Annotated in this window: 25 protein-coding genes, 1 tRNA gene and 1 pseudogene; 12 read left to right on the top strand and 15 right to left on the bottom strand. The window is 74.9% G+C overall.

Annotated features, from left to right (window positions below; translation table 11 throughout):
- Positions 1-51: 51 nt before the first annotated feature.
- Positions 52-1,098, bottom strand: a complete 1,047-nt coding sequence (locus KPL60_RS32460) for an aldo/keto reductase (RefSeq protein WP_226368155.1) — start codon at positions 1,096-1,098, stop codon at positions 52-54.
- A gap of 97 nt (positions 1,099-1,195) precedes the next feature.
- Here KPL60_RS32460 and KPL60_RS32455 point away from each other — a divergent pair, with 97 nt between their 5' ends.
- A complete protein-coding gene (locus KPL60_RS32455; RefSeq protein ID WP_226368154.1) occupies positions 1,196-1,813 on the top strand; it encodes a TetR/AcrR family transcriptional regulator in 618 nt (205 codons plus the stop codon).
- On the opposite strand, the gene KPL60_RS32450 is transcribed toward KPL60_RS32455, so the two are convergent.
- Positions 1,785-2,486: a dienelactone hydrolase family protein gene (locus KPL60_RS32450; protein ID WP_226354625.1), complete on the bottom strand. Its 702-nt coding sequence runs from the start codon at positions 2,484-2,486 to the stop codon at positions 1,785-1,787. The two genes, KPL60_RS32455 and KPL60_RS32450, sit on opposite strands and share 29 nt — an antisense overlap.
- A gap of 59 nt (positions 2,487-2,545) precedes the next feature.
- Here KPL60_RS32450 and hisC point away from each other — a divergent pair, with 59 nt between their 5' ends.
- Positions 2,546-3,598: a histidinol-phosphate transaminase gene (hisC, locus tag KPL60_RS32445; protein ID WP_226368153.1), complete on the top strand. Its 1,053-nt coding sequence runs from the start codon at positions 2,546-2,548 to the stop codon at positions 3,596-3,598.
- A 10-nt stretch (positions 3,599-3,608) separates the two neighbouring features.
- Here the strand turns inward: hisC and KPL60_RS32440 are convergent, their stop codons facing one another.
- Positions 3,609-4,283, bottom strand: coding sequence for a response regulator transcription factor (locus tag KPL60_RS32440; RefSeq protein ID WP_218899298.1), 675 nt, complete (start codon positions 4,281-4,283; stop codon positions 3,609-3,611).
- A gap of 390 nt (positions 4,284-4,673) precedes the next feature.
- A complete protein-coding gene (locus tag KPL60_RS35290) occupies positions 4,674-5,243 on the bottom strand; it encodes a hypothetical protein (RefSeq protein ID WP_226368293.1) in 570 nt (189 codons plus the stop codon).
- 133 nt (positions 5,244-5,376) lie between these two features.
- On the opposite strand from KPL60_RS35290, the gene KPL60_RS35285 reads away from it, so the two are divergent.
- Positions 5,377-6,354: a glycoside hydrolase family 16 protein gene (locus KPL60_RS35285; protein WP_374228801.1), complete on the top strand. Its 978-nt coding sequence runs from the start codon at positions 5,377-5,379 to the stop codon at positions 6,352-6,354.
- 67 nt (positions 6,355-6,421) lie between these two features.
- On the opposite strand, the pseudogene KPL60_RS32425 reads toward KPL60_RS35285, so the two are convergent.
- From KPL60_RS32425 to KPL60_RS32410, 4 genes and pseudogenes are all read right to left on the bottom strand, one after another.
- Positions 6,422-8,451 (bottom strand): annotated as a pseudogene (locus KPL60_RS32425) (M3 family metallopeptidase).
- Between the two features lie 26 nt (positions 8,452-8,477).
- Positions 8,478-8,987: a GNAT family N-acetyltransferase gene (locus KPL60_RS32420; protein WP_226354621.1), complete on the bottom strand. Its 510-nt coding sequence runs from the start codon at positions 8,985-8,987 to the stop codon at positions 8,478-8,480.
- A complete protein-coding gene (locus KPL60_RS32415; protein WP_226354620.1) occupies positions 8,984-9,460 on the bottom strand; it encodes an SRPBCC family protein in 477 nt (158 codons plus the stop codon). Before KPL60_RS32415 ends, KPL60_RS32420 begins: the two co-directional genes overlap by 4 nt.
- Positions 9,453-10,955, bottom strand: coding sequence for a GMC family oxidoreductase (locus KPL60_RS32410; RefSeq protein ID WP_226368152.1), 1,503 nt, complete (start codon positions 10,953-10,955; stop codon positions 9,453-9,455). The genes KPL60_RS32415 and KPL60_RS32410 overlap by 8 nt, the downstream gene beginning before the upstream one ends.
- Positions 10,956-10,974: 19 nt before the next feature.
- Between KPL60_RS32410 and KPL60_RS32405 the strand changes: the two genes are divergently transcribed.
- Positions 10,975-12,231, top strand: a complete 1,257-nt coding sequence (locus KPL60_RS32405; RefSeq protein ID WP_226354618.1) for a M18 family aminopeptidase — start codon at positions 10,975-10,977, stop codon at positions 12,229-12,231.
- A 9-nt stretch (positions 12,232-12,240) separates the two neighbouring features.
- Here KPL60_RS32405 and KPL60_RS32400 read toward each other — a convergent pair whose 3' ends face one another.
- Positions 12,241-12,648: a YccF domain-containing protein gene (locus KPL60_RS32400; protein ID WP_226354617.1), complete on the bottom strand. Its 408-nt coding sequence runs from the start codon at positions 12,646-12,648 to the stop codon at positions 12,241-12,243.
- 111 nt (positions 12,649-12,759) lie between these two features.
- Between KPL60_RS32400 and KPL60_RS32395 the strand changes: the two genes are divergently transcribed.
- Positions 12,760-13,584 (top strand): oxygenase MpaB family protein, encoded by an 825-nt coding sequence (locus KPL60_RS32395; protein ID WP_226368151.1) that lies wholly within the window; start codon positions 12,760-12,762, stop codon positions 13,582-13,584.
- A gap of 105 nt (positions 13,585-13,689) precedes the next feature.
- Here KPL60_RS32395 and KPL60_RS32390 read toward each other — a convergent pair whose 3' ends face one another.
- Positions 13,690-14,043, bottom strand: a complete 354-nt coding sequence (locus KPL60_RS32390; protein ID WP_226368150.1) for a hypothetical protein — start codon at positions 14,041-14,043, stop codon at positions 13,690-13,692.
- A 30-nt stretch (positions 14,044-14,073) separates the two neighbouring features.
- Here KPL60_RS32390 and KPL60_RS32385 point away from each other — a divergent pair, with 30 nt between their 5' ends.
- On the top strand, positions 14,074-14,475 hold the full coding sequence (locus tag KPL60_RS32385) for a hypothetical protein (protein ID WP_226368149.1): 402 nt from the start codon (positions 14,074-14,076) through the stop codon (positions 14,473-14,475).
- Between the two features lie 32 nt (positions 14,476-14,507).
- On the opposite strand, the gene KPL60_RS32380 is transcribed toward KPL60_RS32385, so the two are convergent.
- A complete protein-coding gene (locus tag KPL60_RS32380; protein WP_226354613.1) occupies positions 14,508-15,008 on the bottom strand; it encodes a DinB family protein in 501 nt (166 codons plus the stop codon).
- A gap of 66 nt (positions 15,009-15,074) precedes the next feature.
- Here KPL60_RS32380 and KPL60_RS32375 point away from each other — a divergent pair, with 66 nt between their 5' ends.
- A complete protein-coding gene (locus KPL60_RS32375; RefSeq protein WP_226368148.1) occupies positions 15,075-15,533 on the top strand; it encodes an SRPBCC family protein in 459 nt (152 codons plus the stop codon).
- A gap of 53 nt (positions 15,534-15,586) precedes the next feature.
- The gene (locus KPL60_RS32370; protein ID WP_226368147.1) at positions 15,587-16,009 is read left to right on the top strand and encodes a DUF6194 family protein; all 423 of its coding nucleotides are present in this window, start codon (positions 15,587-15,589) and stop codon (positions 16,007-16,009) included.
- A 13-nt stretch (positions 16,010-16,022) separates the two neighbouring features.
- Here KPL60_RS32370 and KPL60_RS32365 read toward each other — a convergent pair.
- Together KPL60_RS32365 and KPL60_RS32360 are read right to left on the bottom strand one after the other, a co-directional pair.
- A tRNA-Ser gene (locus KPL60_RS32365) sits at positions 16,023-16,108 on the bottom strand.
- A gap of 23 nt (positions 16,109-16,131) precedes the next feature.
- Positions 16,132-16,854, bottom strand: a complete 723-nt coding sequence (locus KPL60_RS32360) for a class I SAM-dependent methyltransferase (protein WP_226368146.1) — start codon at positions 16,852-16,854, stop codon at positions 16,132-16,134.
- An 83-nt stretch (positions 16,855-16,937) separates the two neighbouring features.
- Between KPL60_RS32360 and KPL60_RS32355 the strand changes: the two genes are divergently transcribed.
- Both KPL60_RS32355 and KPL60_RS32350 read left to right on the top strand, forming a co-directional pair.
- The gene (locus KPL60_RS32355; RefSeq protein ID WP_226368145.1) at positions 16,938-17,801 is read left to right on the top strand and encodes an AraC family transcriptional regulator; all 864 of its coding nucleotides are present in this window, start codon (positions 16,938-16,940) and stop codon (positions 17,799-17,801) included.
- An 80-nt stretch (positions 17,802-17,881) separates the two neighbouring features.
- Positions 17,882-18,817 carry a neutral zinc metallopeptidase gene (locus KPL60_RS32350; protein WP_226368144.1) on the top strand — a complete coding sequence of 312 codons (936 nt, stop codon included), beginning with the start codon at positions 17,882-17,884 and terminating at the stop codon, positions 18,815-18,817.
- On the opposite strand, the gene KPL60_RS32345 is transcribed toward KPL60_RS32350, so the two are convergent.
- Positions 18,814-19,404 carry a TetR/AcrR family transcriptional regulator gene (locus KPL60_RS32345; protein WP_226354604.1) on the bottom strand — a complete coding sequence of 197 codons (591 nt, stop codon included), beginning with the start codon at positions 19,402-19,404 and terminating at the stop codon, positions 18,814-18,816. The genes KPL60_RS32350 and KPL60_RS32345 overlap by 4 nt on opposite strands.
- An 82-nt stretch (positions 19,405-19,486) precedes the next feature.
- Here KPL60_RS32345 and KPL60_RS32340 point away from each other — a divergent pair, with 82 nt between their 5' ends.
- A complete protein-coding gene (locus KPL60_RS32340; RefSeq protein WP_226368143.1) occupies positions 19,487-20,341 on the top strand; it encodes an alpha/beta fold hydrolase in 855 nt (284 codons plus the stop codon).
- Positions 20,338-20,946, top strand: coding sequence for a VC0807 family protein (locus tag KPL60_RS32335; protein WP_226368142.1), 609 nt, complete (start codon positions 20,338-20,340; stop codon positions 20,944-20,946). Before KPL60_RS32340 ends, KPL60_RS32335 begins: the two co-directional genes overlap by 4 nt.
- Here the strand turns inward: KPL60_RS32335 and KPL60_RS32330 are convergent.
- The gene (locus tag KPL60_RS32330) at positions 20,939-21,625 is read right to left on the bottom strand and encodes a GNAT family N-acetyltransferase (protein ID WP_226368141.1); all 687 of its coding nucleotides are present in this window, start codon (positions 21,623-21,625) and stop codon (positions 20,939-20,941) included. The genes KPL60_RS32335 and KPL60_RS32330 overlap by 8 nt on opposite strands.
- Positions 21,626-21,640: the final 15 nt, after the last annotated feature.

Below are 21,640 nucleotides of genomic sequence, written 5' to 3'. Positions count from 1 at the left end.
CCGGACCCCACTCCGGCCCCCCGGGACAGGGTGCCCGTCACATGGGGACGGTCAGGCCGGGGCGCCGACGAGCGGCGGCGCGAGCCGGGCGAAGGCCTCCTGCCGCTCGTACGGGAAGTACGGGTACGGCGCAGGACGGTGCGAGACCGCGTCCAGACGGGCGACCTGGTCGTCGTCCAGACGCCAGCCGACCGCGCCGAGGTTGTCCTCCAGCTGACCGAGGTCACGTGCGCCGACGATCACCGAGCTGACGGTCGGGCGGGTCGTGAGCCAGTTGAGCGCGATCTGCGGCACCGTGCGGCCGGTCTCGGCGGCGATCGCGTCGAGCACGTCGACGACGTCGAACAGCAGGTCGTCGGGGACGGGCGGGCCCGCCTCGGCGGTGGTGTGCAGCCGGCTGCCCGCGGGCAGCGGGGCGCCCCGCCGGACCCGGCCGGTGAGCCGCCCCCAGCCCAGCGGGCTCCAGACCAGGGCGCCGACGCCCTCCTCGTGGCCCAGCGGCATGAGGTCCCACTCGTAGTCGCGGCCGACCAGCGAGTAGTACACCTGGTGCGCGACGGGCCGCGGCCAGCCGTGCCGGTCGGCCAGGTCCAGGGTCCGCACCAGCCGTCGCCCGGGGTGGTTGGAGACGCCGGTGTAGCGCACCTTGCCCGACCGGACGAGCACGTCCAGGGTCGCGAGCACCTCCTCGGGCGGGGTGCCCGCGTCGTAGGCGTGCAGCTGGAACAGGTCGATCCGGTCGGTCCCGAGCCGGCGCAGCGCGTCCTCGACGGCGCGGACCAGGCGGGAACGCCCGGTGCCCGCGTCGTTCGGGCCGGGGCCGGTCGGCAGGCCGGCCTTGGTCGAGATCAGGACCTCGTCGCGGCGGTGCCGCAGCGCCGCCCCGAGGACCTCCTCCGACCCGCCGTCGGAGTAGACGTCGGCGGTGTCGAACAGGGTCACCCCCACGTCGAGGCACCGGTCCACCATCCGGCGCGCGCCGGCGACGTCGACCGACCCCCACGCCCCGAACAGGTCGCCGCGCCCGGCGAACGTGCCGGCGCCGAAGCTCAGGACCGGAACCTGCAACCCGCTGCGGCCCAACCGTCGGTACTCCATGCCCACTCCTCACTAACGGAACGCTGGTTCCTTTTGAAGCTAGCCCACGGGCACGCCAAACGGAACCCCGGTCCCGTCAAGGGCTAGGGTGGGGGCCGTGGCACCGGAGATGAGCAGGCCGGGGGGCCGGACCGCGCGGGTCCGTTCCGCCGTGCTGTCCGCGGCGGGCGACGCCCTGATCGAGCTCGGGCTGCCGGGGCTGGACCTCGCGGAGCTGGCGCGCCGGGCCGGCGTCGGCAAGACGACGGTCTACCGGCGCTGGGGCAGCGTCCCCGCGGTGCTGGCCGACCTCGTGTCGGACATGGTCGAGACCTCCGCGCCGCGGGCGGACACCGGGACGCTGGACGGCGACCTCCTGGCCAACGCCGAGCTGGTCCGGTCCACCCTCGGCGACCCACGGCAGGGACGGCTGCTCACCGCGCTGATCTGCGCCGCCGTCGACGACGCCGGGACCGCACGGGCGCTGCGCGGCTTCTACGACGCCCGGACCGCGGTCTGGGAGCCGTGCGTCACCGACGCGGTGGCGCGCGGCGAGCTACCGGCGGGCACCGACGCGGCCGCCGTCGTCCGCGCGGTCTCCGCCCCGCTCTACCACCAGCTCCTCACCCGGGGGGCGCGGCCGGACACCGCGGACACCCACCGCGCGGCCGCCGTGGCCGCGGCCGCCGCGCGGGCCGGGGCGTTCGTCAGCGCAGGTGGGCGTCGAACCAGTTGAGGACCCGCTGCCACGCCTCGGCGGCCGACTCCGGGTCGTCGTCGAAGCGGTAGCCGGTGCTCGGGTAGATCACGACGTCGGTCGCCTTCCCCGAGGACGCCGCGGCGTCGCGCAGGCGGGCGACGGCGTCGGTGTCGGAGGCCTCCGAGTAGATGCCCAGCCAGGGGCAGGTCAGCTCGGGTGCGGTCTCGACCAGGGCGGGCAAGCTGGACCACGGCGACGACTCGATCCCGCCACCCGCGACCGTGATGGCCGCGCCGAGGGTGCGGTTGGCCGCGACGTGCAGCGCGACCGTGCCCCCGAGGTCGAACCCGAGCACGCCCATCCGGTCGGCCTCGATGCCCACGTCGCCCAGCCAGCCGAACGCGGTGTCGCAGTCGTCCATGACCTGGCGCGGCTCGAGGCTGCCCACGTGCTCGGCGACCTCGGCGTCGGAGCCGTCGGCGAGGTCGCCGCCCGCGCCGGCGTCGCGGTAGAGGTGCGGAGCGACGGCGAGCCAGCCGTCCGCGGCGAGGCCGGTGACGAGCAGCCGGATCGAGTCGGTGACCCCCCGTGCCTCCTGCAGGACGACGACACCGCCGCGGACCGGACCGTCGGGTTCGGCCACGGTCAGGCGCAGCTCGCCCCCGTCGGTCAGCGGCACGCCCTCGGTCCGGACAGCGGTCGTCGTCATGACGTCACTCAACCAGAGCACGGGCCCGGGTTCGACCCCCGGCGGATACCGTTGCCGTCATGACGCTGATCCGTCCCGATCTGGACACCCTGCCCGCCTACGTGCCGGGTCGCACCGTCCCCGGGGCGATCAAGCTCGCGAGCAACGAGGTCGCCGCGCCGCCCGCTCCCGCGGTGCTGGAGGCCATCGCCCGCGCCGCCGCTGGTGGCAACCGGTATCCGGACCTCGGCGTCGTCGAGCTGACCGGACGCATCGCGGACCTGTACGCCCTGGCCCCCGAGCGGGTCGCGGTCGGCTGCGGCTCGGTGACGCTGTGCCAGCAGCTCGTGCAGATCGGCTGCCTGGGCCCCGGCGACGAGGTGCTGTTCGCCTGGCGCTCGTTCGAGGCGTACCCGATCGTGACCCAGATCGGCGGGGCGGAGATCCGCACCGTGCCGCTGGACGCCGACTTCCGGCACGACCTCGTCGCGATGGCCGCCGCCGTCACCGAGCGGACCCGGGTGGTGTTCGTGTGCAGCCCGAACAACCCGACCGGCCCGGCCGTGCACCGCGACGAGTTCGTCCGCTTCCTGGGCGCCGTGCCGTCGGACGTGCTGGTGGTGCTCGACGAGGCCTACGCCGAGTTCGTCACCGACCCCGACGCCGTCAGCGGCCGGCCGCTGCTCGACGACCACCCGACCCTGGTCGTGCTGCGCACCTTCTCGAAGGCCTACCGGCTGGCGGGGCTGCGGGTCGGCTACGCCCTGACCTCCGAGGAGATCGCGACCGCGCTGCGCAAGGTGGCACCGCCGTTCGGGGTCAGCTCGGTCGCCCAGGCGGGTGCCGTCGCCGCGCTGGAGCACCGGGAGGAGATCCTCGCCGACTGCGCCGCCGTCGTCGCGGAGCGGGACCGGGTGGCCGCCGGGCTGCGCGGGTCCGGGTTCACCGTGCCGGAGACGCAGGCGAACTTCGTGTGGCTGCCGCTCGGGGACCGGACCGCGGCGTTCGCGACGCACTGCGGCGAGCGGAAGGTGATCGTGCGCCCGTTCGCCACCGACGGGGTGCGGGTCACCGTGTCCACGCCGGAGGAGAACGACCTGCTGCTCGACGTCGCGTCGTCCTTCGGATCCTGAGAGCCCCGACTCAGCCGTCCAGCTGGTAGCCCAGCCCCCGGATGGTCCTGATCCGCTCGGGACCGATCTTGCGCCGCAGGTAGGACACGTAGACCTGCACCAGGTTGGCCGACACCGGTTCGGTCCAGGCCCGGCGGCCCAGGTCGTCGAGCGCGACCGGCTCGCCCGCCTGCTCGGCCAGCGCGAGCAGCAGCGCGTACTCGGTCGGGGACAGCGCGACCCGGCGGCCGTCGACGAACACCTGGCCGGCGTCGACGTCGACGGACAGGCCGCCGTGCCCGAGCACCGTCGGTGCGGGCAGCCCCGCGGCGGCACGCAGCCGGAGCCGGATCCGGGACGCGAGCTCGTCCGGGACGAACGGCCGGATCAGGAAGTCGTCGCGGTCGCCGCGCAGCATGCCGATCACGCCGGCCCGCCGTTCGCGCGGCACGACGGTGATCACCGGGGTCGGCGGGGACTCGGACTGCACGGCTCCGAGCAGCACCGACGGCTCGGGGCCCGGCAGCTCCATGTCGAGCACGAGCAGGTCGGCGCCGCGGGAGCGCAGGGTGTCCAGCAGCTCGATGCCGTCGGCGACGACGACGAGGTCCACGCCCTCGGCGGCGAGGTCCTGGCGCAGCCCGCGGCCGAGCGAGGCGGTGCCCGCCGACGGCGGCAGGGCCAGCAGCACGCTGAGCGCGCGCATCTCGGCACGGGGCGCGGGGATCGGGAGGGACGGCGAGACGGGGGGAGCGTGATCGTTCACAGATCCTGCGGAGGTCGGGGAGCGGGGAGCTCGGGAGGTCGTGCGGGGAGCACCGGGGAGGCACGGCCACTGTTCCTCGACCGGCAGCCCGTCACAATCGGCTAACGGTGCGACGTACCGTGACCGCTTAGCCCGAACGAGTGATCCTGAGAGTCCCGTTGCTCTGTTCGGCCCAGCATTACTGCCGAAATGGCGGGATCTTGCTCTTCGGCGCTCTCCGTCGACCTGTCGGCGCGGAGACGCAACCACCCTTCTCAGCGAGGGTGTTCACACTCGGTCACCCTACCTAGAGTCCCTCCTCATGCGACGGAAGAGTTCCGCTGCGGCTGATCAGGTCGACCCCCGCGACCTGATCGCGCGACTCGCCGCCGAGCACAGCTCCCCCTCTGTGCCGTCTCCCCGGGGCAGGCATGCCGTGTCCTCCGCCCCGGCGGACGACGCGGCCCGATCCGCCGTGCCCGCGGCCACCCTGCTCGAGGACCGGGTGAGCGCCTCCGGGCGCCACCGCGTCCTCGACGCCGGGTACGACGACACCGACCCCGACACCCCCGACGACACCGGTGCCGCCGTCACGGCGGACTCCCCCACCGGTGCCACGACGGCGGACGCCGGGCGGATCACCTGGGCCGACACGGCCGACCCCGGCCCGTGGGCGCCGGGCGGCGGCGCGACCGGCAGCGGCTCCCACGCCGCCGCCGGGGACACCGCGGTGACCGGGACGGGCGCGCACGCCGTGCCCACCGCCCGGACCCCGGGCCGTCGGGCGCGGCGGTCCGCGCCGTCGTCGGCGGCCGGACTGTCCGGTGTGGAGCTGTTCGGCGGGTCGTCCCCGGCCGAGGAGCCCGCGGCCCCGCAGGCCGAGGTGCCCGCACCGCGCACCGAGGTCACCGGCGGGGCCATCGCCGGCCTGCACGAACCCGAGGTGTCGGGGACGGGCTCGGTCGTCGCGGTCGACCGGTCACGCCCCGCCCGCTCCCGTGTCCGCCGGTTCGCCCCGCTGGGCGTCGGCGCCGCCGCGGTGCTCGCCGCGACGATGGTGCTGACGCTGCTGCAGCCCGGCACCGAGGACCCGTCGCTGTCCGCGGCGATGGTGAACGACTCCTCGCGCCGGTCGGCGTCGGACACCGCGCTGTCCGCTGGCCCGGTGCTGGCCAACGGGGGCGGCTCCGCACTCGGCGACGCCGCGCAGGGTGCGTCCGGCCAGATCGGCCAGGCCCTCGCCGCGCAGGAGGCCGCCGAGCGTCGCGCCGAGGAGCGCCGCCGCGAGGCCGCCGAGCGGGCACGGGCCGCCGCGAGCTCCGGTGGTTCCGGGAGCTCCGGGAACTCGGGCGGGGCCCCCGCCGCCGGTCCGGTCGGTGGCGCCGTCCAGGTCGCCGGCGACGGCATCCAGGCCGCGCTCAAGATGGGCTGGCAGGCCATCGGTGGCGACGAGTTCCTCGGGTCCACCCTGGGGAGCAACTGGTCCCCGTACAACGGCGCCGGCCACGACGGCCAGGGCCGCCGCACCTCCGACGCGATCTCGGTGGAGAACGGCAACCTCGTCATCCGCGGCGACTCGCAGGGCAACACCGGCGGCATGGCCTGGGGCACCTCCCAGAAGTACGGCAAGTGGGAGATGCGCGCCCAGTTCCCCAAGGGCGACAAGCAGTACCACCCGGTGCTGCTGCTGTGGCCGAGCGAGGTGTCCTGGCCGGAGGGCGGCGAGATCGACTTCGCCGAGACCACCAGCGCCAGCGACGACGTGTCCTTCTTCCTGCACTACGGCAGCTCGAACTCGCAGAAGGACGCCAAGAAGCAGCTCGACATCACCCAGTGGCACAACTACGCCGTGGAGTGGACCCCGGACGCGATCGTCGGCTACGTCGACGGCGTCGAGTGGTTCCGCTCCGAGGACCCGAACACGTTCCCCCCGGGTCCGATGCACGCCACGATCCAGCTCGACTACTTCCCCGACGGCGGCTCGCCGGAGCCGTCGGAGATGCGGGTCGCCTGGATGCGCCAGTACAAGTAGCACTCCGCACCACGACGCCCGCCGCCCGGCGCTCCCCACCGGACGGCGGGCGGTCGTGTGTGCCGGGTCAGCCGGCCAGACCGCGCCGCGCCAGCAGTGGCGCGATCTCCGGGTCACGGCCGCGGAACGCGCGGTAGGCCTCCATCGCGTCCACGGCGCCGCCGCGGGACAGCACCTCGCGGCGGAACCGGTCCCGTTCTCCCGGCGCAGGCCGCCGTGCTCGCCGAACCAGGCGACGGTGTCGGCGTCGAGCACCTCGGCCCAGATGTAGGAGTAGTACGCCGCCGCGTACCCGCTGCCGCCGAACACGTGGTTGAAGTAGGTGCTGCGGTAGCGCGGCGGGACCAGCGGGTGCGCGGCCCCGGCCGCCTCCAGCGCCTGCTGCTCGAACGCGAGCACGTCGGTGATCCCGGCGGCCTCGGCCGGGGACAGCCGGTGCCACGCCTGGTCCAGCAGCGACGCGGCCAGGTACTCCGTCGTCGCGAAGCCCTCGCCGTACCCGCGGGCGGACTGCGACGCGGCCAGCAGCTCGTCGGGCAGCGGCTCGCCGGTCACGTGGTGGCGGGCGAACGAGGTGAGGACCTGCGGGTCCTCCAGCCACATCTCGTTGACCTGGCTGGGGAACTCGACGAAGTCGCGCGGCACCGACGTCCCGGAGAACGTCGGGTACTCCACCTCGGAGAACAGCCCGTGCAGGGCGTGCCCGAACTCGTGGAACAGGGTGCGGACCTCGTCGAGGGTGAGCAGCGCGGGCTCCCCGGCCGGGGGCTTGTTCAGGTTCAGCGTGTTCAGCACGACCGGGCGCGTCCCGAGCAGCGACGACTGGTCGACCAGCGCGTTCATCCATGCCCCGCCGCGCTTCGACGGCCGCGCCCACAGGTCGGCGCCGAACAGCCCGAGCGGCTCGCCGTCGCTGTCACGGACCTCCCACCAGCGCACGTCCGGGTGGTAGGCGGGCAGGTCGGTGCGCTCGGTGAAGGTGATCCCGTACAGCCCGGACGCGGCGCGGAACACGCCGTCGGTGATCACCCGGTCGAGCTCCAGGTACGGGCGCAGCGCGGCGTCGTCGACGGCGTAGCGCTCGCGGCGCACCCGCTCCGCCTCGAACGCCCAGTCCCACGGCTCCAGGTCGCCCTCGACACCGCCGGCCAGCTCCGCGGCCTCCCGGTCGGCGTTGGCGACGGCGGCGGGGACCAGCGACTCCAGCATCGCGACGGCGGCCTCCGCCGTCCCCGCGGTCGCGTCGTCGATCACGTACGACGCGTGGTCGGGGTACCCGAGCAGCGCGGCCCGCTCGGCGCGCAGCCGCACGATCGCGAGGACGGTGTCACGGGTGTCGTGCTCGCCGCCCTGCCCGCGCCCGGTGGACGCACGGAACAGCTCCTCGCGCAGCGACCGGTCGGTGAGCACCGCGAGTGCGGGCTGCGCGGTCGGTAGGACCAGGGTGATCAGCCAGCCGTCGTCGTGGCCGCGTTCGGCCGCGGCGGTCGCGGCGGCGGCGACCGCGTCGTCGGACAGGCCACCGAGCCGGTCGCGGTCGGTGACGTGCACGGCCGCGGCGTTCGCCCCGGCCAGCAGCGCCGCACCGAACCGGGTGGTGAGCCCGGACAGCTCCGCGTTCAGCTCCCGCAGCCGGGCCTGCTCGTCGGGGCCGAGCCGGGCCCCGGCACGCACCATGTCGCGGTGGTGGCGCTCGAGCAGCCGCAGCGACTCGGCGTCGAGATCGAGGTCGTGGCGACGGGCGTACAGCGCGTCGATCCGGGCGAACAGGCCCGGGTCCAGCGCGATCGCGTCGGCGTGGGCGGCGAGCATCGGCGCGACCTGCGCCTCGATCTCGCGCACCGCGGGCGAGGAGTCCGCCGAGACGCGCGTGTAGAACAGCCGCGCCACCCGGTCCAGCGTGGCACCGGAGCGCTCCAGGGCGACGACGGTGTCGTCGAAGGTCGGCCCGCCCTCCCCCGCGACGATCGCCGCCACCTCGGCGCGCTGCTCGGCCGTCCCGGCCTCGAACGCGGGCAGGTAGTGCTCGTCGGTGATCCGGGAGGTGTCGGGCAGCCCCCACGGCAGCGCGCTCGGGGCGAGGAACGGGTTGCTCATGGGCCCGACCCTACGGCCGGGGACCGTCAGGAACCGGCCAGTTCACGGCGCATCGCGAGCCGCGGCCACACGTCGAGACCGCGCGCGGCCTCGTGCTCCCGGATCGCGCGCAGCCCCGGGCCGGGCGCGATCAGCTCACGGAAGCCGAGCCGCACCCAGTGCGGGCCGTTCCACGGCACGTCCCGGTAGGTGGTGAGGGTCAGCGCGGGCAGCCCGCGGTCACGGGCCCAGCCGGCGAGGTGCTCGACCAGGCCCTCCCCGATCCGCCGTCCGCGCTGCGACGGCAGCACCGACACCTGCTCGACGTGCGCACAGCCGTCGACGAGGTCGGCGATCAGGTACCCGACGAGCCCGGCGCCTGCGCTCCTCTCGTCCACCCACGCCCGCCCCGCCACGACGTACGCGGCCAGCACCGCGGCCGGTGGCGGCTCCTCGTCGGCGACGACGTCGAGCCCGATCTCCCGGAACGGCTCGCCCGCGGCGCGCTCGATCTCACGCAGGGCGGGGACGTCGGCGACGCGGGCGGGACGGATCACACCGCGGGATCCTCCACCACCGCGCGGATGCGTTCCAGGGTCGTCCGCATCCCCTCGCGGTTGGTGCGCCCGCGGGCCCACCCCAGCAGTGCCCAGTAGAGCCGGGTGCCGGCCGAGGGCTCCAGCCGGAAGGACTCGGTGACGTCGGTGCCGTCGGTACCGTCCGGAGCGGCGGCCGGGGTGAAGCGGTAGTGCCAGTGGTTGATCGGCCGCCCGGCCACGAGCACGACGAAGCCGAACTCCGAGCCCGGCTCGCAGGCGGTGATCCGGCACTCCGACCAGTAGGTCGGGCCGCGTCCGTTGCGGACGACCTTGCCGCGGAACCGGACACCGACGGCCGGGCCGGTCGCGCCGCCCAGCCACTCGGCGTCGACGGTCTCGGGTGAGAACCGGCCGGTGTTGCGGATGTCGGAGACCAGCTCCCAGATCCGCTCGGCCGGCGCCGCCATGTGGACGGTGACCTCGTCATGCACGGTGTTCCCCCTCGATGCCGCACACCAGGTCGGCGGCGCGCTCCCCGATCATGATCGCGGTCGCGGCCGGTCCGCGCCGCGGCGCGCGGGGCAGGACCGAGGTGTCCGCCACCCGGAGCCCGGTCAGGCCGTGCACCCGCAGGCCGGCGTCGACGACGGCGTCCGGCCCGGTGCCCATCGCGGCGCTGCCGGACAGGTGCACCGAGGTCGTCAGGTGGTCGCGGATCCAGCCGTCGAGCCGGGTGTCGTTGCCGAGCTCCCAGCCGGCGGGGCCGCCGTCGTCGGGGCCCGCGCGGTCCCAGCCCGCGGCGCGCAGGATCTCCGCGGCGATCCGCACCGCGGCCCGCATCCGGTGCCGGTCGGAGGTGGTGCGGAGGTAGCGGAAGTCCAGCCGGGGCGGGTCGTCGTGGTCCGGGGAGGTGATGGCGAGCATCCCGAGGCTGTCCGGGCGCTGCACCGCGCACATCAGGTGCGCGGGCCCGCCGGGTGCGAACGGGTGCGCGAACAGCAGGATCTCCAGGTCACCGGCCGGGTCGGTCCCGGAGTCGAGGTTGAGCGCGGCCTGCGCGGCGACGGCGTCGGCGGGCGGGTCCGGCAGCCCGCTGCGCAACGGCAGGAACACCGCGGGGTGGTCCGACCAGCCACGCCCGACCCCGGGCAGCTCGTGCGCCACCGCGACGCCCGCGGCCCGCAGGGTGTCCTCCGGCCCGATCCCGGAGCGCTGCAGCAGCGCCGGGGTCCCGACCGCGCCCGCGGTCACGACGGTCTCGGCCGCGTGCAGGGTGCGCCCGCCGACACGCACGCCGATGACCCGGTCGCCGTCGAGCACCAGGGTCTCGACCGGGGTCCCGCCGAACACGGTCAGCGCGTCCTTCCACTCCGCGTTCCCCCACGGCGGCGGCAGGTAGGCGGTGGCGGCGCTGACCCGGCGCCCGTCGACGGCGTTGGTCGGGATCGGACCCGCACCGGGTGGGCCACCGGCGTTCTTGTCCGGCTCCTCGGGGTAGCCGAGCGCGAGGCAGGCGGCCAGGAACGGGTCGGTCGTCGCGGCCCGCAGCCGGCCCGAGGGCCGCGAGATGCGCAGCGGACCGGCGTCGCCGTGCCGGTCGGAGGTGCAGAAGTCGAGGTCGCGCTCCAGCCGCCGGTAGAACGGCAGGACGTCGTCGTAGGACCAGCCCGGGACGCCCCAGTCCGCGAAGTCGGCCGGGACGGCCCGCACGAAGTAGCCGCCGTTGATCGCGCCGGAACCGCCCAGTACGCGTCCACGCGGCACGGTGCACTCCCGGCCCTGGCACAGCGTCGCCCGGTAGGCCCAGTTCAGGACGTGGCCGGGGGCGGTCGCGGCGAGCGAGGCGATCGGCGTCGAGTCCGGTGGGACGACGACGTCACCCGCCTCGACCAGCGCCGTCCGCAGCCCGCGCCCGGCGAGCCTGCCCGCGAGCGTGCACCCGGCGGACCCGGCACCCACCACCACCACGTCGAAGCTCTCGGTCATTGCTGCCAGGATGCCCCACGTGACCGACGCTGCACGTGACCTCGCCTCGTTCCTCACCGCGAGCCCGTCGCCGTACCACGCGGTGGCCGAGGCCGTCCGCCGGTTGTCCGCGGCGGGCTTCACCGAGCAGCGCGAGGACGAGCCGTGGGCCGACGGTCCCGGCGGCCGCTACCTGGTCCGCGACGGCACGGTCCTGGCCTGGTGGCAGCCCGCGTCCGGTCCGGGCGCCCCGCTGCGGATCTTCGCCGCGCACACCGACTCGCCCGGGTTCAAGGTCAAGCCGAACCCCGACGGCGGCGTGGCCGGGTGGCGCCAGGTCGGGGTGGAGGTCTACGGCGGTGCGCTGTGGAACTCGTGGCTGGACCGCGACCTCGGCCTGGCCGGGCGCCTCGCGCTCTACGACGGCCGGGTCGTCCCGGTCCGGGTGGACCGGCCGCTGCTGCGCATCCCGCAGCTGGCGATCCACCTCGACCGCGGCGTGAACCAGGGCCTGACCCTGGACCCGCAGCGGCACCTGCTCCCCATCTGGGGCCTCGGCGACCCGGACGGCGGCGACCTGGTGGAGTTCCTCGCCGTGCGCGTCGGCGAGGACCCCGAGGACGTCGCGGCGCACGACCTGTTCACCTACGACCTGACCCCGCCGGCCACCCTCGGTCGCGACGACGAGCTGCTCGCCGCCCCGCGGCTGGACAACCTGGCCTCGGTGCACGCCGGGATCAGCGCGCTGCTCACCGCGGTCGAGCGCGACCCGGGCACCGTCCCGGTGTTCGTCGGGTTCGACCACGAGGAGATCGGCTCGGCCAGCGCGACCGGCGCCGCCGGGCCGCTGCTGGAGACGGTGCTGACCCGGCTGGCCGGCGGGTTCGACGAGCGGCACGCGGTGTTCTCCCGGTCGCGCTGCCTGTCGGTGGACGTCACGCACGCCGCGCACCCCAACCACCTGGACAAGCACGACCCGGACCACCTGTCGGTGCCGAACCGGGGGCCGTCGCTGAAGGTCAACGCGGTGCAGCGCTACGCCACCGACGCGCCGGGCGCGGCCGCCTGGAAGCGGGCCTGCCGCACCGCGGACGTGCCGAACCAGGTGTTCGTCTCGAAGAACACGGTGCCGTGCGGGTCCACCGTCGGGCCGATCATGGCGACCCGGCTGGGCATCCGGACGGTCGACGTCGGCATCCCGGTGCTGTCGATGCACTCGGCGCGCGAGCTGTGCGGGGTGCACGACCCGGGCCTGCTGGCCCGGGCGGGTGTGGAGTTCCTGACCGACGCCGGCTGAGGCCCGCGGTCAGCGCAGCACGGGCTGCCCCGGCATGTAGGTGTCGCTGTCCACGATCCGCGAGCCCAGCGGCAGCAGCGAGACCGGGATGAGCTTCAGGTTCGCCCAGGCCAGCGGCAGCCCGATGATCGTGACGGCGAGCGCGAGGGCGGTGGCGATGTGCCCGATCACCAGCCACCAGCCGAACAGCACGATCCACAGCACGTTGCCGATGGTCGACGCGGCCCCCGCGGTGGGGAGGCGCACGACGTCGCGGCCGAACGGCCACAGCGCGTAGAGCCCGATCCGGAACGAGGCGATGCCGAACGGGATGGTCACGACCAGCACGCAGGCGACGATCCCGGCGGCCGTGTAGGCGAGGAACAGCCAGAAGCCGGAGAGGACCAGCCAGACCACGTTCAGGATGAGGCGGAGCATGGTTCCAGCATGCCCGAGCCGGCCGGTTCCCCCTCCGGGATGTCCCGGAGGCCGACCCCGGGTCCGGTGATCGACGTGCGCTCCCGCTCCGCGCGGGGTGTCCTGGAGCACATGGTGGATCACGGTCTGTTCGGCCCCCGCTCGGTGACCTGGCGGGTGCACCTCGAACCCGTGATGTGGGTCGCCGGGATGCGCGCGCTGCTGCTGCAGTCGCTGGACCCGCGGGTGATGCGCGGGACGTACCAGAACTCGGCGCTGTTCGACCCGAAGAAGTCCTACGCACGGTTCCAGCGGACCGTCGAGTTCGTCGGAACCCGCACGTTCGGACCGCTGGCCGACGTCGACCGGGCCGGCGCCCGCGTCCGGCGACTGCACGCCAGGCTGCGCGGGCACGACCCCGACAGCGGGGAGAGCTACCGGATCGACGCCCCGGAGGGCCTGCTCTGGGTGCACGCCGCGGAGATCGAGTCCTACCTGGACGTCGCCCGCCGGTCGGGTCTGCTCGACGACGACTCGGCGGACGCCTACGTCGCCGAGAGCGTCCGGGCCGCCGAGGTGGTCGGCATCGACCCGGCGACCGTGCCGTCGTCGGTGGCCGAGATGGCCGAGTACATGGCCGCGGTGCGCCCCCGGCTGCGGATGACCGACGAGGCCCGCCGCGCGGCCGGGAACCTGTTCGCGCCGCAGGGCGCGGCGCCGCTGCAGGTGCGGCTCGGGATCGCGGGCCTGTCCACCCTCGCCCTGGCCACGCTGCCGCGCTGGGCCCGGCGCCTCTACGGGCTGCCCGGCCTGCCGACGACCGACTGGTCCACGACGCTCACGCTGCGCGGGCTCCGCACCGCCACCGGGGTGCTGCCGGCCGTGCCGGGGCCGCCGGAGATCGAGGAGGCGCGACGGCTGGTGCGGAGCAGCCGTGCGGCCGCGGAATCCGGGTGACCGACGGTCCCTCGTCCCGCCCGGCCGGGTGAGCAGGACGGCGTCGCGTTCCGCGGAACGCGGCCGACCCCGCAGGACGACGGCCCGTCCGGGGCCCACCGCAGCTCACGTTCGACCCGTGATCTCCTCGACGACGCTCTCCCCGGTGCCCGGCCGCGACTCCCAGGCCCAGGTCTCGTGGGAACGCAGCCGGCCGTCGTCGAGGACCTCGAGGCGGGCCTCGCAGCGACCCGAGCTGGAGGTTCCGTCGGTGGAGACGTGCACGTAGCGGAAGCGCAGGACGTCGCCGTCGCGGGTACCGGCCAGCCGGCCCAGCCGGACGGCGCCACCGGCGTACTCGGCCCAGACCAGGCCGTCGGCCTCGTGGTAGTCGAAGACGGTGGTCCGCCCGACCTCGCCGTCACCGGAGTTGCTCACGCCGGCGAACCGGCGGCCGTCCACGCTGGGTGCGCCGCTCACCCGGACACCCTGTCACGGAGGATGACGACCGTGGAGTTCCCCGAGACGCGTCGTACGCCGCTGGTCCGGACGTGCACCGACACCGGCGAGGGCCTGTGGAACGAGCTGCTCGGGATCCTGCTGGCGACCGGCACGTCGTTCGACGTCGTCATGGAGGACATGTTCACCGACTGGTCGGTGGAACGGGTGGTGACGTTCGCGCTGGAGGACGGGCTGCCCGTGCGGCACCCGTTGCTGCTCGTCGTCGACGAGCGGGCGCTGGCCGACCACGACTTCCCCGTCGTCGTCGCCGACCTGCGGGGTGAGCCGGGTCGGACGTTCCGGATCGCCGCCGCGGTGCTCTCCGGCTTCCCGTCGCCCCGCGCCGGGTTCGCCGACCACGCCGACCACGCGGAGCTGCAGCCCGACCGGACGTTCCGCGGGTTCTGCTGAGGGCGCGTTCCGCGGAACGCGGCCGGGCGGTCTCAGACGCCGGTGCTCCCGTCGATCCGCTCGCGGACCAGGTCGGCGTGGCCGACGTGGCGGGCGTACTCGGCGATGACGTGGGTGAGGATCCAGACCACCGACACCGCGTTCCCACCGAGGGAACCGGTGCCGTCCGGCCCGGCCGCCTCGACGACCTCGCGGGCCCGGCCGACCTCCTCCTCCCAGGCGGCGCGGGCCTCGACGATGCCCGCGCTCCCGAGCTCGAACCCGCCGTCGTGGCCGGTCCCGGGCTCGCGCGGGTGCAGCGGCGGCACGTCCTCGCCGCCCAGGACCTGCCGGAACCAGTTCCGTTCGACGGCGGCCAGGTGCTGCACCAGCCCCAGCAGCGTCAGCGACGACGGCGGCACCGACGCCGTCCGCAGCTGCTCGTCGGTCAGGTCGTCGCACTTCCCGACCAGGGTGGCGCGGTAGAAGTCGAGCCAGGCCGTGAGCGTGGTGAGGGCGTCGGCCTGCATCGGGGGGTGGGCGCGGTCGGTCATGCCCGTGATCGTGTCAGCGGGGTCCGACATCTTCCGCTCCCGGCCGGGCGGTGGTCCACTGCGGTCGTGACCGACACTCCGCCGACCGTGGTGCGCAGCAGCCGGGAGATCGACGCCGCACCCGGGACGATCTTCGAACTGATCGCCGACCCCGCCCGCCAGCCCGAGTGGGACGGCAACGACAACCTCGCCGAGGCCGCCCCCGGCCAGCGGGTCCGCGCCGTCGGCGACGTCTTCTCGATGCTGCTGACGCAGGGCACCGTGCGGGAGAACCGGGTCGTCGAGTTCATCGAGGGACGCCTGGTCGCCTGGCTGCCGTCGGTGCCGGACAGCCCGCCGCCGGGGCACCTGTGGCGGTGGGAGCTGGAGCCGCTCGACGCCGGCCGGACCCGTGTGACCTGCACCTACGACTGGAGCAAGCTCGACCCGGAGGACGCGTTCCGGCAGAAGCGGGCCCGCGACACCACCACCGACCGGCTGCGCGCGTCGCTCGACCGGCTCGCCGTCGTCGCCGAGAAGATGTGATCCGCGACACCTTCGACGGACGAACGATCATGGAAAGGTGCTGACCTGGCGGCATGGATGCCGAGCAGGTGATCACCGTTCTGGCCGGGTTCCCCGGCACGCGGATCGTCGAGGGCAACGGGGACGCGTTCGCGATCCACGACCCGGACCACGACTACGAGCAGCGCCCCCGGCAGGGCTGGGCGACCGTGGTGCGGTCCGACGTGAACGACACCGCGTCCGACCTCGACCGCCCGGGAGCGTTCCGGCTCAACATCGGGCTGCCCGCCACGCGCTACCGGGAGCTGTTCCCGACCGATCCGGGCATCGACCCGACGACCCGTGACGTGCTGTTCCCGCACCCCGTCTACGCCGCCCACCACTGGGTGGCGGTGGTGCAGCCGGAGACGACCTGGCCGCGGGTGCGGGAGCTGCTCGACGACGCGTACGACTTCGCCGTCCGCAAGCACGGGAACGCGGTCCGGCGGCGGGGGTGATCAGCGGCGGCTGTGGCGGAAGCGGGGGGATTCGAACCCCCGGTCCTTTCGGACGCCCGCTTTCAAGGCGGGTGCATTCGGCCGCTCTGCCACGCTTCCGCACGGGAGGGTAACGGGACCGCTCAGCGCTCCGCGCGGTAGTAGGTGACCGGCCCCATCCTGGTCGTCCCGTGCCCGACCACCGTCGCGCCGGTGAACCCCGCGGCCGTGAGCAGCTCCGGCACCGGCTGCGCCCCGTGCCCGTGCCCGTGTCCGTGCCCGTGGCCGTGACCGCCGTGACCGTGGTCGCCGTGACCGCCGTGCCGGGAGCGGCGGTGGGCCGGGTCGAGGCGGGCCAGCAGCGACAGCGCCTTGTTCACGGTGCGCATCCGTCCGCCGGTGCGCGGGTCGTGGTCGAGGTCGACCAGGTGCAGGCTCCCGCCCGGCGCCAGGACGCGGTGCGCCTCCCGCAGCGCCGCGACCTGGGCGTCGGCGGCGATGTGGTGCAGCATCAGCGAGGAGAGGACCCGGTCGACGCTGCCGTCGTCGAGGGGCAGGTCCTCGGCCACACCGACCTGCAGCTCCAGCTCGACGCCGGCCTCGGCGGCCTTGCGGCGGGCCATGGCGACCGCCTCCGGGTCGGGGTCGACACCGCGCACGGTGGCCGTCGGCACGGCCTCCTTGGCACGCAGCAGGACGTTCCCGGTCCCGCAGCCGATCTCCAGCACCCGGTCCCGCGGGCCGATGCCGGCCTGGGCCAGCAGCCGCCAGTACATCGGGACGGCGCCACTGAGCCGGGCCACGGTGTCGTAGCCGGGCAGCAGCCGCGAGCTGACGAGCGCGGGCGTGTGGGCGTGCGTGGTCATCGGATCCCCTCGGACGAACTTCGTGTTCTCCATCGACTCTCCCTGGCCTCCGAGCAGGTAACAAGGCACTATCCGTGGCCGTGATGGGACGAAGTTCGGACATCCCGCTGATCGGCTTCGCACACACGCCGGTACCGATCGCGGCGTACCGCGTCGACGGGCCGGTGCAGCTCCCGCGGGTGCAGGGGCCGCACGCGCACGACTTCCTCACCCTCGTGCACGTCGTGCGCGGCACCTGCACCTACCAGGTCGACGGGCAGGTCTGGCGGCTCGCCGAGGGCGATGCGTTCGTCATCGCACCCGGAGCCGTGGTCGACCACGCCGCGGAGACCTCGGCGCCGCCCGGCGAGCTGTGGTCGGTCGTCTTCCCCGCGGAGGCGGTCGCGCCCGCGTCCTGGCAGGACCATCCGCTGCTCGCACCGTTCGTCGGGCGCCACCGTGGTGGCGGGCAGCGGATCGGCGTCCCACCGGCGGACCGGGCGACCTGGCGGGCCCGCCTCGTCGACCTCGACGACGAGCTGACCCGCCGCCGCGACGGTCACGCCGAGGCCGCCCGCGCCCACCTCACCCTGCTGCTGGTGGCGCTCGGCCGGCTCGTCGACGACGTACCCGCCGAGTCGGGCGACCCGCTGCTCGCGGCGGTGTTCGCCGTCGTCGAGGAGCGGTTCGCCGGGCAGCTGTCGCTGCGCGACGTCGCCGCGGCCGTCGGTCTCACCCCCGGGCACCTGACGACCGTCGTCCGGCGCGGGACCGGGCGGACCGTCCAGCAGTGGATCTCCGAGCGCCGGATGCGGGAGGCACGGCGGCTGCTCGCCTCCACCGACCTCCCGGTCGCCGAGGTGGGTGCCCGGGTCGGCTACCCCGACCCCGGCTACTTCGCCCGCCGCTTCCGGGCCGCGCACGGCGTCACCGCCGCGATCTGGCGGGCCGGCTCCGGGACCCCCTGACGGGTGGCGGGGGCCGTCCGCGCCGGTGCGGTCCGGCGCGGTGTGGTGGGATTCCCCCGGTCTCATCTCGGGAGGACGACGTGCGGTTCGACGAGAACGCCCGGCTCGACACGTCCGGCGTGGACGACCTGCGCGGATCCGGCGGTGGCCGGGGCGGCGGGGTCGGCGGCCGAGTGGCAGGCGCGGGCGGCGGCCTGGGCCTCGTCGGCGTCATCCTGTACCTGCTGCTGTCGAACTTCGCGGGCGTCGACATGTCCGGCATAGGCGCGGGCGGCGGCTACCCGGGGCTCGACCAGGTCGGCTCCGGCCAGACCGCGGACAACTCGTCGCTGCAGCAGAACTGCGCCACCGGCGCCTCGGCGAACACCTCGACGGACTGCCGCGTCGTCGCCGTCGTCAACTCCCTCGACGACTTCTGGGCCACCCAGTTCTCCTCCGGCTTCACGAAACCCCGGACGAACTTCTTCTCCGGTGGGGTGAGCACCGACGGCTGCGGCTCGGCGTCGTCGGACAGCGGGCCGTTCTACTGCCCGGCCGACTCCGAGATCTACATCGACCTCACCTTCTTCCAGGAGCTGCAGACCCGCTTCGGCGCGCAGGGCGGACCGTTCTCGCAGGCCTACGTGATGGCCCACGAGTACGGCCACCACATCCAGAACCTGCTCGGCACCAACCGTAAGGCCGGCAACGACACCGGCCCCACCTCCGGCTCGGTGCGCCTGGAGCTGCAGGCCGACTGCTACGCGGGCGTCTGGACGAACCACGCGACGACGACGCCCGGCCCGTCGGGGCGGCCGCTGATCAGCGAGCTGAACCAGTCCGACATCGACGCCGCCCTCGACACCGCGTCCCGGATCGGCGACGACTACATCCAGTCCAACCTGGGTGGCGGCCGGGTCGACGAGTCGCAGTTCTCCCACGGCAGCTCCGCGCAGCGCGAGAAGTGGTTCACCACCGGCCTGCAGAGCGGCAACCCCGACTCCTGCGACACCTTCGCCGCGCGCAGCCTCGGCTAGGGCCGCAGCCGCCCGAGCTGGTGGTCCAGCACGGCGAGCGCACCGGCACCGTCGGCGTCGCCGAGCAGGACGGACTCCGCGAGGCCACCGGCCAGCGCGAGCAGCACGGTCGCCTCCCGGGCCGGGTCGAGCCCGGTGAGCTCACCGGCGTCGCGGGCCGCGGTGAGCCGCTCGGCGACGGCCGTGTGGACCAGGCGGTTGCCCGTCCGGTAGGTCTCACGCAGCCGGTCGTCGCCGAGCGCCCGGATGAGGAAGGCGGAGCCGACGCGGGCATCGGTGCGGGCGTCGTCGTCGAGCGGGAGCAGCGCGGTAAGCAGGGCGCGGACCTCCCCCAGCGGCGACGACGGCGCGGCCGCCGCCATCCGGGCGCGCACCCGTCCGTCCACCCGCAGCTGCAGCTGCTGCGCGGCGAAGTCCAGCAGCTCGTCGCGCGAGGCGAAGTAGTGCTGGACCCGGCCCTTCGAGACCCCCGCCTCCTCCGCGACCCGGGCCAGGCTGACCGCCTCCAGCCCCTCGGCCGCGGCGACCCGCCACAGCGCCTCCGCGATCTCCCCACGGCGCTGCCCGTGGTCGACCACCCTCGGCATCTCTACCTCGTTCCGGTCCGATCGGCTTGCAAAGAGCTCCGTCCGCTTTTACAGTCCGATCGTATCGCGAAACGGGGGGACGATGCGCACCGGACACTTCACCGACACCGCGGCCCGGGACCGCTTCCGCGCGCTCCACGACGACGCGGTCGCCGCCCTGGGGCCGACGAGCAGCCGTGACATCACCACCACGCACGGCGTCGTCCGCGTCCTGACCTGCGACGGGCCACCCGGGACACCGTTCGTCCTGCTGCCCGGGGCGGGCTCGCCGGGGGTGGGCTGGGCGCCGAACGTGCCCGCGCTGCGCCGCCGGGCGACCGTGCACCTCGTCGACCCGCTCGGCGGCCCCGGGGCGAGCACCCAGGACGTGCCGCTCCGGTCGGTCGGCGACCAGGTCCGCTGGCTGCGCGGGGTGCTCGACGCGCTCGGCCCGTGCCACCTCGTCGGGACCTCGATGGGTGGGCGTCTGGCGTTCGAGGTCGCCCGCCGCTCCCCGGCCGGGATCCGCACGCTCACCCTGCTCGACCCGGCCCTGACCTTCACCCGCATCCCGGCCGGCACGGTGGCCGCCTCGCTCGGTGCGCTGCCGGGTGCCCCGTCGTGGCTGCGCCGCCGGTTCGTCGCCCGGCTGGGTGGCGGCGCCGACGTCGCCGACGACCCGGTCGCCCGGCTGATCGAGGCGGGCCTGTCCGGCTACGCCTCCGCGGTCCCGCTGCCACCGCTGCCCAGCGCCCGGGACGTGGCAGCGGTCGGGGTCCGCAGCCTGGTGCTGCTCGGCGGGCGCAGCACGATGCTCGACGCCGGCCGGGCCCGTGCGCAGGCCGCGCTGTTGCCGCGCGGCACCGTCGAGGTGTGGCCGGACGCCACGCACGCGCTGCCCGGCGAGTTCCCGGAGCGCGTCGCCGAGCGGCTGTCGTCGCTGGTGGCGGCGTCGTGAGGCGCCGGGAGCTCGTGACCACCGTCGTCGGCGACGTCGTGGCGCCGCTGGTGCTGTTCTACGGCCTGCGGGCGGTCGGCGTCGCGGCCGGGCCGGCGCTGCTCGCCGGGGCCGCGGTCCCGGCGGCACGGGCGCTGTGGGGGCTCGTGCGGCACCGGCGCGTCGAGTGGTTCGCGGTGCTCGTGCTCGTCCTGTGCGTGGCGAGCGCGACGACCGCGCTGCTCGGCGGCGGCGACCGCGTCCTGCTCGCCCGCGAGGCCCTGGTGACCGCGGCCCTGGGCGTGGTGATGCTCGCGAGCGTGCCCTCGGCCCGGCCGGTGCTGTTCACGATCGGCAGGCTCACGCTCACCGAGGCCGGCCACAGCCCCGACGACTGGGACCGCCGCTGGGCCTCCTCCGCGCGGTTCCGCGGGATCTGGCGGTGGCTGACGGCCGGCTGGGCCACGGGCCTGTTCCTCGACGCCGCGCTGCGGGTGCTGATCGCGTACACGTTGCCGGTCGACGTGGTGCACGCCGTGCAGTGGTTCGCCGTGCTGGCGGTGCTGCTCGTCGGCGGGCAGGTGTGGCTGCGACTGCCCCGCCACCGCGAGCTGATCTTCAGCTGACCGGCGGGTCGGCAGCGAGGAACCCCGCCAGGTCGGCGGTGTACCCGTCGACGCCGAGCCGCCACCCGGGCCGCATGAACGCCTCCCGCGTGAGCAGTACCCGGTACTCGGTGACCCGGGCGTCGCCGTGGTCGATCGTGGCGGTGCCGTCGTCGCGGTACCCGAGCCGGGCCGACACGGCCGCGGACCTCGGGTTGCCCTCGACGTACTCCGAGCGCGCCGCCAGCGCGCCGAGATGGTCGAAGGCGAAGGCCAGCACCGCGGCCCGCATCTCGGTGCCGTAGCCGCGCCCCTGCGCCCGTCGCACCAGGTACGAGCCGGTCGCGACCTCGCGACGCACACCGAACCGGTCCCCCACGACGTCCTGCAGGCCGACCACCCGGCCCTCGGCGCGCACGACGAACTGCAGCGTCCACCAGTCCGGTGACGCCTTCGCACGGTTCGACCAGACGTACTGCGCGATGCCGCGCCCCAGGTGCCGCGGGTCGGCGCGGGTCCACGGGACGCGGAACGGCATCTCCGACGACGGGTGGATCCCGCTCTCGTGCACGGCCGCGACCAGCTCCCGGACCGACGCGTCGTCCTCGACGCGCAGCTCCAGGCGCGGGGTCCGCAGGGTCAGCCCGGACATCGGCCACGGGTCGGGCACCGGGTCGATCGGCGCGGGGAGCACGTCCATCGGTCGACCGTGCCG

It is taken from the genome of Pseudonocardia sp. ICBG162 (assembly GCF_020496225.1).
GTDB lineage: Bacteria > Actinomycetota > Actinomycetes > Mycobacteriales > Pseudonocardiaceae > Pseudonocardia > Pseudonocardia alni.
The sequence above is the reverse complement of the archived record's forward strand: the minus strand, read 5'-3'. Positions and strand labels throughout refer to the sequence as shown.

Bases quoted from the DNA above. Each gene is read 5' to 3' on its own strand.
- KPL60_RS32460 (WP_226368155.1), bottom strand. From the start codon at position 1,098: ATGGAGTACCGACGGTTGGGCCGCAGCGGGTTGCAGGTTCCGGTCCTG.
- KPL60_RS32450 (WP_226354625.1), bottom strand. From the start codon at position 2,486: ATGACGACGACCGCTGTCCGGACCGAGGGCGTGCCGCTGACCGACGGG.
- hisC (WP_226368153.1), top strand. From the start codon at position 2,546: ATGACGCTGATCCGTCCCGATCTGGACACCCTGCCCGCCTACGTGCCG.
- KPL60_RS32440 (WP_218899298.1), bottom strand. From the start codon at position 4,283: ATGCGCGCGCTCAGCGTGCTGCTGGCCCTGCCGCCGTCGGCGGGCACC.
- KPL60_RS35290 (WP_226368293.1), bottom strand. From the start codon at position 5,243: ATGGCCCCGCCGGTGACCTCGGTGCGCGGTGCGGGCACCTCGGCCTGC.
- KPL60_RS35285 (WP_374228801.1), top strand. From the start codon at position 5,377: ATGGTGCTGACGCTGCTGCAGCCCGGCACCGAGGACCCGTCGCTGTCC.
- KPL60_RS32410 (WP_226368152.1), bottom strand. From the start codon at position 10,955: ATGACCGAGAGCTTCGACGTGGTGGTGGTGGGTGCCGGGTCCGCCGGG.
- KPL60_RS32400 (WP_226354617.1), bottom strand. From the start codon at position 12,648: ATGCTCCGCCTCATCCTGAACGTGGTCTGGCTGGTCCTCTCCGGCTTC.
- KPL60_RS32395 (WP_226368151.1), top strand. From the start codon at position 12,760: ATGGTGGATCACGGTCTGTTCGGCCCCCGCTCGGTGACCTGGCGGGTG.
- KPL60_RS32380 (WP_226354613.1), bottom strand. From the start codon at position 15,008: ATGACCGACCGCGCCCACCCCCCGATGCAGGCCGACGCCCTCACCACG.
- KPL60_RS32370 (WP_226368147.1), top strand. From the start codon at position 15,587: ATGGATGCCGAGCAGGTGATCACCGTTCTGGCCGGGTTCCCCGGCACG.
- KPL60_RS32360 (WP_226368146.1), bottom strand. From the start codon at position 16,854: ATGACCACGCACGCCCACACGCCCGCGCTCGTCAGCTCGCGGCTGCTG.
- KPL60_RS32355 (WP_226368145.1), top strand. From the start codon at position 16,938: ATGGGACGAAGTTCGGACATCCCGCTGATCGGCTTCGCACACACGCCG.
- KPL60_RS32345 (WP_226354604.1), bottom strand. From the start codon at position 19,404: ATGCCGAGGGTGGTCGACCACGGGCAGCGCCGTGGGGAGATCGCGGAG.
- KPL60_RS32340 (WP_226368143.1), top strand. From the start codon at position 19,487: ATGCGCACCGGACACTTCACCGACACCGCGGCCCGGGACCGCTTCCGC.
- KPL60_RS32330 (WP_226368141.1), bottom strand. From the start codon at position 21,625: ATGGACGTGCTCCCCGCGCCGATCGACCCGGTGCCCGACCCGTGGCCG.